General features: G+C 56.6%; 11 protein-coding genes and 1 pseudogene. 5 read left to right on the top strand and 7 right to left on the bottom strand.

What is annotated here, in order from left to right; all coding sequences use genetic code 11:
- Positions 1 to 196: 196 nt before the first annotated feature.
- Complete coding sequence (locus FKCLFG_RS15590; RefSeq protein ID WP_472613977.1) at positions 197 to 1378, top strand: acyl-CoA dehydrogenase; 1182 nt, start codon at positions 197 to 199, stop codon at positions 1376 to 1378.
- Positions 1379 to 1393: 15 nt separating this feature from the next.
- Positions 1394 to 2614 (top strand): CaiB/BaiF CoA transferase family protein, encoded by a 1221-nt coding sequence (locus FKCLFG_RS15585; RefSeq protein ID WP_472613976.1) that lies wholly within the window; start codon positions 1394 to 1396, stop codon positions 2612 to 2614.
- Between the two features lie 1549 nt (positions 2615 to 4163).
- On the opposite strand, the gene FKCLFG_RS15580 is transcribed toward FKCLFG_RS15585, so the two are convergent.
- The 6 genes from FKCLFG_RS15580 to FKCLFG_RS15555 form a co-directional block, all read right to left on the bottom strand.
- Positions 4164 to 4748: a hypothetical protein gene (locus FKCLFG_RS15580; RefSeq protein ID WP_472613975.1), complete on the bottom strand. Its 585-nt coding sequence runs from the start codon at positions 4746 to 4748 to the stop codon at positions 4164 to 4166.
- Positions 4749 to 4980: 232 nt separating this feature from the next.
- Complete coding sequence (locus FKCLFG_RS15575; RefSeq protein WP_472613974.1) at positions 4981 to 5412, bottom strand: 2-keto-4-pentenoate hydratase; 432 nt, start codon at positions 5410 to 5412, stop codon at positions 4981 to 4983.
- Between the two features lie 4 nt (positions 5413 to 5416).
- Positions 5417 to 6133, bottom strand: a complete 717-nt coding sequence (locus FKCLFG_RS15570) for an alpha/beta hydrolase (protein ID WP_472613973.1) — start codon at positions 6131 to 6133, stop codon at positions 5417 to 5419.
- A gap of 72 nt (positions 6134 to 6205) precedes the next feature.
- Positions 6206 to 6988, bottom strand: a complete 783-nt coding sequence (locus FKCLFG_RS15565; protein WP_472613972.1) for a DODA-type extradiol aromatic ring-opening family dioxygenase — start codon at positions 6986 to 6988, stop codon at positions 6206 to 6208.
- Between the two features lie 50 nt (positions 6989 to 7038).
- A complete protein-coding gene (locus tag FKCLFG_RS15560; RefSeq protein ID WP_472613971.1) occupies positions 7039 to 7464 on the bottom strand; it encodes a DoxX family protein in 426 nt (141 codons plus the stop codon).
- A 26-nt stretch (positions 7465 to 7490) separates the two neighbouring features.
- Positions 7491 to 8111: an NADPH-dependent F420 reductase gene (locus FKCLFG_RS15555; RefSeq protein ID WP_472613970.1), complete on the bottom strand. Its 621-nt coding sequence runs from the start codon at positions 8109 to 8111 to the stop codon at positions 7491 to 7493.
- A 132-nt stretch (positions 8112 to 8243) separates the two neighbouring features.
- Between FKCLFG_RS15555 and FKCLFG_RS15550 the strand changes: the two genes are divergently transcribed.
- Both FKCLFG_RS15550 and FKCLFG_RS15545 read left to right on the top strand, forming a co-directional pair.
- Positions 8244 to 9167 carry a LysR family transcriptional regulator gene (locus tag FKCLFG_RS15550; RefSeq protein ID WP_472613969.1) on the top strand — a complete coding sequence of 308 codons (924 nt, stop codon included), beginning with the start codon at positions 8244 to 8246 and terminating at the stop codon, positions 9165 to 9167.
- 169 nt (positions 9168 to 9336) lie between these two features.
- Positions 9337 to 9509, top strand: a pseudogene (locus FKCLFG_RS15545) (IS481 family transposase); the annotation flags it as partial.
- A gap of 428 nt (positions 9510 to 9937) precedes the next feature.
- Here FKCLFG_RS15545 and pdxR read toward each other — a convergent pair.
- Positions 9938 to 11431: a MocR-like pyridoxine biosynthesis transcription factor PdxR gene (gene pdxR, locus FKCLFG_RS15540; RefSeq protein ID WP_472613968.1), complete on the bottom strand. Its 1494-nt coding sequence runs from the start codon at positions 11429 to 11431 to the stop codon at positions 9938 to 9940.
- 324 nt (positions 11432 to 11755) lie between these two features.
- On the opposite strand from pdxR, the gene gabT reads away from it, so the two are divergent.
- A complete protein-coding gene (gene gabT, locus FKCLFG_RS15535; RefSeq protein WP_472615878.1) occupies positions 11756 to 13021 on the top strand; it encodes a 4-aminobutyrate--2-oxoglutarate transaminase in 1266 nt (421 codons plus the stop codon).
- The last annotated feature ends 263 nt before the right edge of the window (positions 13022 to 13284 follow it).

The following is a 13284-nucleotide window of genomic DNA, read 5'->3' as shown; positions in this document are numbered from 1 at the left end:
ATTTGCAATGTTCCGGCGCACTCCGAGTCCATTTTTTTCGTGCCCTTCGTGTTTTTCGTGGACAAGGTTTTTTATGGACATGCATCTCCTAATGTGTGCGTAAAACGCACAATCTGATGCATATTACGCGTTTGCATGCGGCCAGTCATTCTCGTACAGTGGCCGGCATTACTACAAAATTCATCAGGAGAACAAAATGCACCAGAAAGCACAATTTCATTGGGACGACCCTCTGTTACTAGACCAGCAACTGAGCGACGAGGAACGCATGGTGCGCGACGCTGCCAGCGCCTACAGCCAGGATAAACTGCAGCCGCGCGTGCTGGAAGCGTTCCGCAACGAGCAAACCGATCCCGGGATTTTCCGTGAAATGGGCGAACTCGGCTTGCTGGGGCCGACGATTCCGGAACAATACGGTGGCCCCGGCCTGAATTACGTTAGTTACGGCCTGATCGCGCGCGAAGTGGAGCGGGTCGATTCCGGCTACCGTTCGATGATGAGCGTGCAATCTTCATTGGTCATGGTGCCGATCTATGAATTCGGCACCGAAGCCCAAAAGCAAAAATTCCTGCCCAAGCTGGCGACCGGCGAATGGATCGGCTGCTTCGGCCTGACCGAGCCGAACCACGGTTCCGACCCCGGTTCGATGATCACCCGCGCCAGGAAAGTGCCGGGCGGTTACAGCGTCTCCGGCAGCAAGATGTGGATTTCCAACTCGCCGATCGCCGACGTGTTCGTGGTCTGGGCCAAAGATGACGAAGGCGCGATTCGCGGTTTCGTGCTGGAAAAAGGCATGAAAGGTCTGACGGCCCCTGCAATCCACGGCAAGTTCGGCCTGCGCGCCTCGATTACCGGCGAAATCGTGATGGACGGCGTGTTCTGCCCGGAAGAAAACGCCTTCCCCGACGTGCGCGGCCTGAAAGGCCCGTTCACTTGCCTGAATTCCGCCCGTTACGGGATCGCCTGGGGCGCATTGGGCGCGGCCGAAGATTGCTTCCACCGTGCGCGCCAATATGTGCTGGACCGTCAGCAATTCGGCCGGCCGCTGGCCGCCAATCAATTGATCCAGAAAAAACTGGCCGATATGCTGACTGAAATATCGCTCGGCCTGCAGGGTTGCCTGCGCTTGGGCCGGATGAAGGATGAAGGCATTGCCGCCGTCGATATCACCTCGATCATGAAGCGCAATTCCTGCGGCAAGTCGCTCGATATCGCCCGCATGGCGCGCGATATGCTGGGCGGCAACGGCATCTCGGACGAGTACGGCGTGATCCGGCACATGGTGAATCTGGAAGTAGTGAATACCTATGAAGGCACGCACGACGTCCATGCGCTGATTCTGGGCCGTGCGATTACCGGCATCCCGGCGTTTTCCTGATAGCGGGATGATGCCATGAGCCTGCTTCCCGACATCAAGGTGCTGGATCTGACGCGTGTGCTGGCAGGGCCGTGGTGCACGCAACTCCTGGCCGATTATGGCGCGACGGTCATCAAGATCGAAAAGCCGGGTGTCGGCGACGATACCCGCCACTGGGGGCCGCCGTTTGCCAAAGATGCCAACGGCAACCTGACCAGCGAAGCCGCCTATTACCTGTCGGCCAACCGCGGCAAGCAATCGGTCACGCTCGATTTCGCCAAACCGGAAGGCGCGGCATTGCTGCGCCAACTGGTGGCGCAAGCCGACGTCCTGATCGAGAATTACAAGGTCGGCAGCCTGCAGAAATACGGGCTGGATTACGAATCTTTAAAGGCGCTCAATCCGCGCCTGATTTATTGCTCGATCACCGGCTTCGGCCAGACCGGCCCGTATGCGTCGCGGCCCGGTTACGACTTTGCGATCCAGGCCGTCGGCGGCTTGATGAGCATTACCGGCGAGCGCGACGCGTTGCCCGGCGGCGGCCCGCAAAAAGTCGGCGTTGCGGTGGTAGACGTGATGACCGGCATGTATGCCAGCAGCGCGATTCTGGCGGCGCTGGCCAATCGCGAACGCACCGGCGAAGGCCGCTATATCGATGTCGCGCTGCTCGACGTGCAAGTGGCGATGCTGGCTAATGTCGGCATGAATTATCTGGTCAGTGGCACCGTGCCGCAGCGCTGGGGCAATGCGCATCCGAATATCGTGCCGTATCAGGCGTTCGAAACCGGCGACGGGCAAATCGTGATTGCGGTCGGCAACGATGGCCAGTTCGCCAGCTTGTGCCGGGTGTTGGGCCGTCCCGAGTGGAGCGCAGACCCGCGCTTTGCCAGCAATCCGGCGCGGGTCCAGCACCGCGATCTGCTGCTGCCGCTGATTACCGCAGCGCTGCAAACGTGGCGCGGGCCGCAACTGGCAGAAGCGCTGGAAGCGGTCGGCGTGCCGTGCGGGCCGATCAATAATCTGGCGCAAGTGTTTGCCGACCCGCAGGTGCAGGCACGTGAGATGCGAGTCGACGTGCCGCATCCGAGCGCCGGCAGCGTGCCGCAGGTTCGCCATCCGGTGCGTTTTTCCGGCGACGCGACGGTGGCGATGCAAGCACCGCCGATGCTGGGCCAGCATACCGATGTTGTGCTGGGTGAGATGCTGGGGCTGCAGGCCGACCAGATTGCCGCGTTGCGGCAGCAGGGGCTGGTGTAAAGCACATTCACCCGATCTATGCCTTCCGCTGCCTTGGGGGAGAGGGTGACTGCAAAGTCGACGACTTAATTAATCGCTGCACTCTTCGTAGATGCTTTGTCGGGGGTAGCCCGATAGGTTGGACTATAGTCCAACGAATCACTTTTCTTTGCTTCGCCAAAGAAAAGTAAGCAAAAGAAAGGCGACCGCAGACTTGCCCTTCGGGTACCCGTTTGTGTGCTGCAAAAAATGGGAAATGAAGGAACTCGCTTCCCTTGCAGGGCGCATATCCGCTTGCAAGCGGATACCGTTACGCAGGCGTGGGGCAGTGCCCCACGAAACCCCTGCTACACCTCAGACAGCCTTCATTTCTGATCCATTTTCTGCAGCACACAAACGGCTGCGTCCCCAGCGGCCTAACATCAAAAACAGCGTCAATACAACCGCCAATGACATAAAGCAGTCACTTGGATATCAATCGCATAGCAGGCTGAATAGATACAGGTATTTCACAATAAAGTGGAGTCGTAGTAAAAACAGGCATTCTTTCGCATGTATCTACTGCACTTTTAAAAATACGCACAGCTGTATGCGCGAATAGCCGGAGCTTGGTGCTGATCCGATGTTTTTGTGAATTTGGAGGTGCGCCGAGCGGCAGCACTCGGCCAGTGTACCGGTCGGTCATGTAAGCGCTTTATAGGGGGGCATTCGCCCGCCGCCGGCCAATTGGCGAGGGACGTCTGTCAACTTCCTGCGCTGATGATGTCTAGGCTAAATTCGCGCAAGGGGCTTTATGTCAAATGGGGTGCAGTTTGAATGCAAAAAATTTTTGGCGGACTGCCTCGGGGTCTGAAGATTCGCTTTGTCGACCATCCTCTACCGTTGAAGGAACAACGGGTCTCACTTCGCCCTTACGGGGCGAGACCATAATTGGTGCGACTTCACGTCGCATGCGTACGATTTTTCCGTTTCGTGAGCTGACCCTTGATAGCGCAGCAGGCTCTTGAGTTGGCGATCCGTTTGTTCTGCCGCAATCAGGCGCTCCATCCAGCTTTCTGGAGGATGTGTCTGCTTTGGTTTTTCTGCTAGCCGTTCACTTCATGCAGTGGCCATGCCATAAAGCTGCAGCGCTTTAAACTCGTCGCGTAATCAATGGACAAATGGGGGACGATGAGCCTGCGTAATTCATTTATCACGACGGCGGAGCCGACAACACCGCATTCCAGCGTCAGCTCACAGGCCACTATGAACGCATCTAGGCCAGCTTACCCTGCAAGTATCAGCAGTTCGACAAAGGCGCGGCCACCCTTGGTTTGTTTCAGAATGCAGCACGCGCGATCTGAATGGGTCTGGGCAAGTCCCATGCAACGAGTGCCGCACCGTTCGCAGTGCATCTGGCTTCTTCTCAAGCACCGGCAGGTAATGCCATGGACTGCAGATCAATTGGTCACAGCCCAACACACTGGGATGTGCGGCAATAATTCTGCCATGGGCCACGATGCGCACCTAATCTGCTGTGGTACCAATAGAAACTGCCTGGCCGGCAACGCTGGTGGGAACGCCGTAGCGATTACGATTCACTCTTGGGTATAGCCGCGGGATAAAGCCAAGTCCTGAGTAGCCTTGTCAGTTGTGGTGCAACACCCCAAGTCATGATGGCGACTACTAATATGGTTAAGAGAAAAATGCGAGATAGTAGAGACCAAGGGGCCAATAAATCTCCCAATAATAGAAATAACAAGTACACAGTTGGGAATATCCCTAACCAAGTAACCACTGCCACTTTCCAGCGCGGTGGTTGTCCTGCCTTGTTGCTACGTTGCGGCTGAAACCAGTGCGCCAATCCCGAAATTCCACGCACCATTGCGGCGCCTTCGATATAGGGAGCAATGGTGGCTAATCCCCCAGCGCGCTCAGGGGAGTTTTGCCAGACTTTGAGACTTACTGTGTTATCAAATGCCATCAAGGCGTGATACAAGGTATCTCCAACACCAACCTCATCGCCGGGATGCACTATCTGCGCACCGAGGCACCCTGGAAAATCCTCTGCTCTGGCTATGAACTCGGCCATCAGACACTCAAACTGGGATTCATATCCGAATTTCGCATGACGACTTACCAGCAGTAGAACGGGGGGATTTTCTGAGTTACTCATTCAATATCAATCTAGGGTTAGCAAGCCGGTCCATGGGTGGCAACTTGCAACATGCCGGCCTGGCGCTGGTGCTTGAGCCGGTATCACACCGACGATCGGCACGATGGGGGTGTGGTGCAACAGGAGATTCAGCTGGTTGTAAAGCGGTAAATAGCCAATCTCGATTTGTTTGAACGCAAATTCCGCTGAAGCTAATTTTGCAATGGTACTCGCCAGCTTCCAGTTGAAGAATTCATTGCGAAGGCTGCCGACTACTACGGCAATTTGGCATTGTCTCATGTCGACCAATGGCATCCAATGCTTCTTCCTCGGTTGCGCCGCCCGGCAGCGCACGCTTCAACAGAAATGCGATTTCCGGTTCGCAACGCGGATGAATGTATTTTTCCAACGAAATCGATGCGCCGCTTTTTACGTGCATGACGTCGGTTAGCCATCCTGATATCTGATCCTTGACGCCCATCTGGCGCATTTTGGCTTCGCTGGTGAATCCCATTTTGATCCCAACAATACGCTCGCCCCTGGCAATGCGTCGAGCAATGGACGCATGTTGAATCCCGTATGCTTGATCCATCGTCAATGCATGAAGATTACTCAATGGCGCAATTGCCTTTGCCTGAATGCACGCGTCATCAAGTAATTCTGCCAGTACCTCGACTCTGTTCATTTTTTCATTCCTGTTCGCGCTCGGCGCTGCGCGCGCTATCCAGCTGCTGCGCGATCCAATGGCTGAAGTCGCGCTGCATCGCGCCGTTGAATTCATGATCAGCTTCATATTCCCGATAAGTCAGATTCACCTTTCTTTCATTCAAAAGGCGCTGCGCAGAGCGCGCGAATTCAATCGAAAGCTTGCTGTCGCGAACACCATGCGAGACGAAGGCCTGCAGCGTGGCGAACGCCTCGGACGTTGCGATCAAAGGCGCGATCTCCGGCAGGATGCGACCGCTCAAAATGCCGAATCCGGCAACCTTGTCTGGTCGCGTCAATCCGACACTGGCGCTGAGGATGCCACCCTGGCTGAAGCCGGCGATCCAAATCCGATTCGCATCATTGCCGTATGCAGCGGGTAATGCGTCGATGAAATCAATCAGCGTCTGGCGCGACTGCTCCGCCTGTGCGGGATTGATCACCGGTCCTGAGGACGTGAAATTGACGTTGAACCAGCCATACATGTTTGGACCGACTGCGATAGGTCCGCGCGCAAGAATCACGGTCAGGCGGGGATCCTGCTGTTGCGCAAAATCGATCAGGTTTGCTTCATTGCCGCCAACCCCGTGCAACAGGATCAGGCATGGTGAACCGGTGGTTGAACCGTTTTGTGGAGCGCGCACCCGGTGAACCAGCGGCAAGACGGGTTGGGCAATCGTTGTCATTAAGCTGTGAGTCATGGTGATTCCTTTTACATTCAGCGCTGCATTTGATTTTGACGTTGTTGCCAATTTTTGGAAATCCTTTGTCCGCTATGAAAAGGCATAGAGATCCATCGCCAGCACGCCATATTCATAGCTCGCGTGCAGACGTTCCACTTTCGACCCCTCTCCAGAAGCACCCATTGCCACGAACAGCGGCAACAGGTGCTCTTCGGTCGGATGGTTGCGCACCGCGAACGGCGCCTGCGCACGGTAATCCAGCAGCGCCTCACGCTGGTTTGTTTGCAGTTTGGCATGCATCCATGCACCAAAATCGCTGACCCATGACGGGACCTCCGCGTCGATGGATGTGCCGCGAAATGCATACAGGTTGTGCGTGAGTGAACCAGACCCGATGATCAGAGCGCCATCCTCGCGAAGCTTGCGCAGCGCTTTTCCCATTTTCTCGTTTTCGGTTGGCGATGCGCCGCGTCGCAGCGAAATCTGCGCGACAGGAATATCGGCTTCCGGATACATCAAATGCAATGGCACCCAGGCACCATGGTCGAGACCGCGCGTCGCGCTGCGCCCGACGTCAAAGCCAGCCTGCTCCAGCAATTCCGCTGCACGGGCCGCAGTGTCGGGCGCGCCTGGCGCCGGGTATTGAATCTCAAACAGCGCTTCCGGAAAACCGCCGAAGTCATGAATGGTCTCAGGATGCGATGCAAGGCTGACCACTTGGCCGCCCGTCGATTCCCAATGTGCGGAGATGACGATGATCGCCTTTGGCCGAGGCAGCGCTTTGCCTAGCCCCAGCAGAAAACGGTGCGCGGCGCTGTCCTCGATCGCCAGCATCGGCGACCCGTGGGAAATGAACAGTGTGGGCATACTCATGGCAGCAATCCTCAAAAATGTTGTTGGCGTGGATAATTGATTGGCGTCGATTACCGCCGATCAAGTGCATAGCCTGCGGAACCGTGTGCGAACACGGTCAGCAGTCCACCCAGGATCGCCAGGTTTTTCATGAAATGAATCTGCTGATTCATGACCTGATCAGCTGGAACGCTCCAGTACGCATGAAAGATGAATATGGTGGGAAGCGTAAACACGATCAGCGCCAGTGCCGCCCAGCGCGTCTTCCAACCCAGAGCCAGCATTGCACCCGCGAACACTTCGACCAGAGCCACGGGCCAGACCAGAATATCCGCTGCAGGCATGCCATAGGCTGTCATGTATCCAACCATTCCGGCCGAATGTGCGAGCTTGCCGTAACCGGACCACAGAAAGAGTGCGGCAAGCCCGAGACGACCAATGAGCGCGGCCCAATCGGAGACCGCGTTCGCCGTGCCTTGTTGAGTATTCGTTTGCATAAGTTTCTCCTTGATTAGTCTGTTTACTAAATTCCAATCCACTTGGGGGCGATTGCCGTACCTTTGCCCGCGCCGTAGCCAAAGTAGATATTCAGCCCACCGAGAGGCTCCAGATAGCGCGCGTTCTTCAGGCCACCGGCATCTACCGCCGCAAAGCCTGTGCTTTGGATCAGCGCCTTGACTGTTTCCTTTGCAGCAGGTTCATCGCCGGCGAAATGCACTGGAACAATTTCACCGTCAAGCGACGGGCCGCTTGCAAGCGTTTGAGCAAATACCGTGTTGAAGGCTTTGACGACCTTGGCTGTCGGAAATGCTTTCTGGATTTCCTCCGCAGCCGACGTGCTATGCCCGATGGTCAGTCCCGAGTAATCTGCTGTCAGAGGATTGGTGATGTCGATCACGACTTTGCCAGCGAGATCACCGACTGTACCCAATGCTGTCACCGCATCGCCATACCCGGTTGCGACGATCACGACATCGGCGCCTTCTGCTGCATTCAACGCTTTGAAAGTAGCGCCAGTCGTTTCTGCCAGATCCTTTGCTTTTGCAGAGTCGCGGCCGGTGATAACCAGCGTGTGTCCCGCCTTAGTGATTTGTTTGGCCAGGCCAGAGCCCATGTTGCCTGCGCCGATTAATGTAATTTTCATGTAGAGCCTCCGTGGAGTGGTTTTGATCAGAGTCGGAACCATTCCGGCATCTGATGACCACATTTAACCAGTTGCACGATAGAAGATAAACCAGCAAAATAACAACTTACTATTCAATTTAATCAAACAATCATGACGATCGACATTGTGGCGAGCATGCGGGTATTTACCGCAGTCGTGGATGCTGGCAGCTTTGCCGGTGCCGCGAACAAGCTCGATCTGTCGCGCGGTATGGCCACGCGTTATGTGGCGCAACTCGAAGGGCACCTGGGAGTTCGGCTACTCAATCGAACTACGCGTAAGCTATCGCTCACAGAGGCAGGCAACGACTATTACGAGCGAGCCGCTCAGGTGCTGGCCATGGTCGAGGAAGCCGAGAGTTCGGTGGCACAGGCGGCCTCGGTTCCGCGTGGAACGTTGCGGGTGGCCTCCTCGCATGCCTTTGGCGTGCGTCATTTGGGTTGGGCGATCACTGAGTATCTGCGGCGATATCCGGGCGTTCAAGTCGATGTCACGCTGAACGACCGCGTGGTCGATCTGGTCGAGGAGGGATTTGATCTTGGAATACGCGTCGCTACGCAAATTCATCCCGGGTTAATCGCGCGCAAGCTCACACGCGCGCGTATTGTGACTTGCGCCTCACCCGGTTATTTGAAAAAACATGGAGTGCCAAAATCGCCCGAGGAGCTTGCCGACCACAATTGCCTTTCCTACGCCTATGTGAGCTTGCCAAACGAGTGGCACTTCAGGCGCAAAGGCGTGGAGCGGAAGGTTCTGGTTTCCGGAGATCTACGGGGCAACAGTGGCGATATCCTGAGTAATGCTGCCATCGAAGGTCTTGGCGTGATTCTGCAACCGACCTTCCTGATCTATGAGGCACTACGGGAAAAGAAGCTGGTGCACATTCTTTCGGACTGGGAGGCCGATGACCTGACCGTATTTGCGGTTTATCCGAATCGTAAGTTTTTGCCGCCCAAGGTGCGCAGCTTTATCGATTTTCTCGCCGAACGTTTCGGTCCCGAGCCTTACTGGGATTTCGACATTAAACTAAAATGAAAGAAACGCTAGTGAAATAGCTACCCGTTATGTGTGGAGTTTCATGTGATCATGTTCCTCGTCGTAGCGTGGCTCTGTTTCGCGCCAAGGCCGTGCTTGACGAGTTGATTGCCGGCTTAAAGCGGCAGTCGCCCCTTCATTGCAACCCATCGTCGGAACTTTCGATAGCGTGAACACACGCATTCATCCGCAGGCCCGTACCACCCCAAAGGTCCGCCAGGAGATCAAGGACTCAGGACTGTCCGACCGCGAGGCGGCCAAGGTCTTCAATATCACGCGTGCCATGGCCGCGAAGTGGCTCAAGCGCGACGATGTACAAATCGCTCGCATCGCGCCCACACCTTCGTGGTGCTATGCAGAGCGTCTGTTGCTATGGCATCAAGAATAGTGTGTTGGATTTGAAAAGTCATGTGTGCAAGTGGGACATAGAGGGGCATGAAATTTTGAGGAAGTATCGGGGGCGATATTTACTATTAATAAAAAGCGTTATCAATATTGTTTCTGATATTTTTGCGCAAGCAGCTACTGGGGGCTGCGTAACGGGGCGGTGCTAAAGGTCTTAGGCGTACAAATGCGCTGGGGGAACTCTGTGTTGACCATCCGGTTTTACGAAGCAGGAGCGTCAGGTTTGGGTTCGATTGCCGCTATCCAACCAGCATGGCACTTCAAAAGCACAAGATTCTTGCAGCACAACAAGATGTCCGGTCTGCAGGGCTTTATTGTCATTTCTTCCTTCCTGCTTTCAGTGCGCCGGGTGCTTGTGAATGGGATTACGCCGGCCAGTGCCCCTTGATGATGCCGGCCAGCTTGTCGAACGCGGGCGCGATCTGCTCGTTCGGCACGCAGGCATAACCCAGCATCAGGCCGCGTCTGGCGTTGTCAGCCTGCATGTAATAGCCCGACAACGGGCGGGTGATGATGCCGGCTGCGCGGGCTTCGCCGCAGATGGTCAGGTCGTCGCAGCCGGGCGGCAGATGCAGCGCCAGATGCAGGCCGGCGTCGCCGTCGGAAAAATCGATGGCGTCGCCGAAATGGCGCTCGATGGCCTGTTGCAGCAAGCGCAGGCGCTCGCCGTACAACACCCGCATGCGCCGGATGTGCGAGGCAAAATAACCTTCGGTCATGAAGTCGGCCAGGATGGCCTCGGTAAATACCTGGCCGCCGCGATACAGCTCGGAGTGCCCGGTGGCGAAGGCTTCCGACAACCCTTCCGGCACCACCAGAAAACCGATGCGCAGCCCGGGAAACATGGTCTTGCTGAAGGTGCCCATGTACAGCACGCGCTCGTGCGTATCGAGGCCCTGCAATGACGCCAGCGGCCGGCTGCCGTAGCGGAATTCGCTGTCGTAATCGTCTTCCATGATCCACGCCTTATGCGCGGCCGCGTATTCCAGCAGCAGGCGTCGGCGCGACAGGCTCATCACAGTGCCGAGCGGATATTGATGCGACGGCGTCACGAAGATGAAGCGCGGCGGATGCGCCGGATGTGACAGCGCGGTCTGGGGCACTTGCATGCCTTCGGCATCGACCGGGATCGGCACCGGCTCGATGCCCAGCGACTGGCAAACGCTGCGGGTGCCCCAGTAGCAGGGTTCCTCGACCCAGGCCTGATCGCCGTGCTCACCCAGCAATTTGGCGGCCAGATCGATCGACTGGTGGATGCCGGTGGTAATGATGATTTGGTCGGTGCGGCAATTGACCGAGCGCGCCACCCGCAGGTATTCGGCAATCGCTTCCCGCAACGGCAGGTAGCCGCCGCCCTGGCCGTAGCTCAGCAGATCGGCGCGCGAACGGCGCCAGTGTTTATTCTGCAGCCGGCTCCACACCTTGCTGGGGAATTGCGTGACATCCGGCACCCCCGGCATGAACGCGCCCCACTGCAAGGGGCTGACGCCGGCGCGCCGGATCAGTTGCGCGCCGCGGCTGGACAAGCCGGCATGGCCGGGATGGTCGGTGTCGCTGCGGCTGTTCTGGCGCACGTCGACGATCTGATCCGGCACCGTATCGGCAATAAAAGTGCCGGCGCCCGCGCGCGTTTCCAGATATCCCTCGGCGATCAATTGTTCGTAGGCGTGGGTTACGGTATTGCGCGACATCGCCAGCTCGTGCGCCAGTTCGCGAGAGGACGGCAGCTGCAAGCCGGCCGGCAATTGATGCGACAGGATGGCTTCGCGCAGCACTTGATATATCTGGCGATTGACCGGCCCACCGGTGGCGCGATCGATGCGTTGCAATAAAAAATCCGGTAACGAGGCTATGCGCAAAGTGGCTCCATCAAATAAATCAAACTGGCTCTAAAGTATAACGCCAGAATCCTATTAATATAGTTCCACAGAATGACCATCGGAGTCGATGAGACGCTGGCAAAAAGCCAGCCAGCCACTTCGGTAATTTAATAAATACATGGGGGTATGCTTCAAAACACCATGTTTTCCGCATTATTCATATGCGGTTCTTAAAAATACAGTTGGTAGTGTAGGTGAAGAACAGATAGTTTTGCCGCACCAAAATACGGGTTGCACCCGCCCTGCATCAGTTCCGCGGGTTGCGCCCCGGTCAAAAATAATATTAACGGAGAACTCATGGAAATAAGCAACCAAACCCTGCAGCAGCGCAAAGAAGCCGCCACCGTGCGCGGCGTCAGCGTGATGACCCAGATCTATGTCGATCATGCCAAGAATTCCGAGGTGTGGGATGTCGAAGGCCGCCGCTATATCGACTTCACCGGCGGCATCGGCGTGCTCAATACCGGCCACTGCCATCCGAAGATCGTCGCTGCGGTGGAAGCCCAGCTGCAAAAATTCACCCACACCTGCTTCCAGGTGTTTCCGTATCAGGGTTATGTCGAGCTGGCTGAAAAGCTCAATCAGCTGACGCCCGGCAACCATGCAAAACGCACCGCGCTGTTCTCGACCGGTGCCGAAGCGGTGGAAAATGCGGTCAAGATTGCCCGTGTCGCCACCGGCCGCAGCGGCATCATCGCTTTCTCCGGCGCGTTTCACGGCCGCACCATGATGGGCATGGCGCTGACCGGCAAAGTGGTGCCGTATAAAGTGGGTTTCGGCCCGTTCCCGTCCGACGTGTATCACGTACCGTTTCCGGTGGCGCTGCATGGCGTGACGGCGGACGATTCGTTGCAAGCGCTGGACCGCTTGTTCAAGGCCGACATCGATCCGAAACGGGTCGCCGCGATCATCATCGAACCGGTGCAGGGCGAGGGCGGTTTCTATCCGACGCCGCCGGAATTCATGCGCGAGCTGCGCGCGATCTGCGACTTGCACGGCATTCTGCTGGTAATCGATGAAGTGCAGAGCGGCTTTGCCCGCACCGGCAAAATGTTCGCCATCGAGCACTACGACGTAGTGCCGGACCTGCTGATGATGGCAAAAAGCCTGGCCGGCGGCTTCCCATTGTCGGCCCTGACCGGCCGTGCGGAAATCATGGATGCGGCAAATCCGGGCGGCCTGGGCGGCACCTACGCCGGCAATCCGCTGGCAGTGGCGGCGGCGCTGGCAGTGATCGACGTGATCGAGGAAGAAGGCTTGGTGGCGCGGGCCAATCAGCTCGGTGCGCAATTGCGCAGCACGCTGGAAGGCTTACGTTCGGAGGTGCCGGAAATCGCCGATGTGCGCGGCCTGGGCGCGATGATCGCAGTCGAATTCAACCATCCCGACAGCAAGCAGCCGAACCCGGATTTCGCCAGGAAAGTGCAGGCCAAGGCGCTCGAACAAGGCTTAGTATTGCTGACTTGCGGGATCTATTTCAACGTCGTCCGTTTCCTGATGCCGCTGACGATTCAGCCGGAAGTGTTTGAAGAAGGATTGCAAAAACTGGCGCTTGCCATCAAAGCATAAGCGGTATCGGTTTTAACGCAGTACAAGGATGAGAGCAATTGCAATTGCCCGCCTTGTTACGCACTTATTCTGAGCACAGATTGAAACGGTTTTGGGTGGTTGGGTGTGCGGTTTCATCGCGTAACCCGACATTTGCGGCTGCGAATGTCGGGTTACGCGATCGCACACCCAACCTACTGATTCCGACACGTTTTGCTTGTGACGTGCGTAACATCAATTAACTATAAAGATGGAGACAACCCGCATGCACCACACACAATCCC

Source organism: Gelidimonas denitrificans, assembly GCF_055694065.1.
The sequence above is the reverse complement of the archived record's forward strand: the minus strand, read 5'-3'. Positions and strand labels throughout refer to the sequence as shown.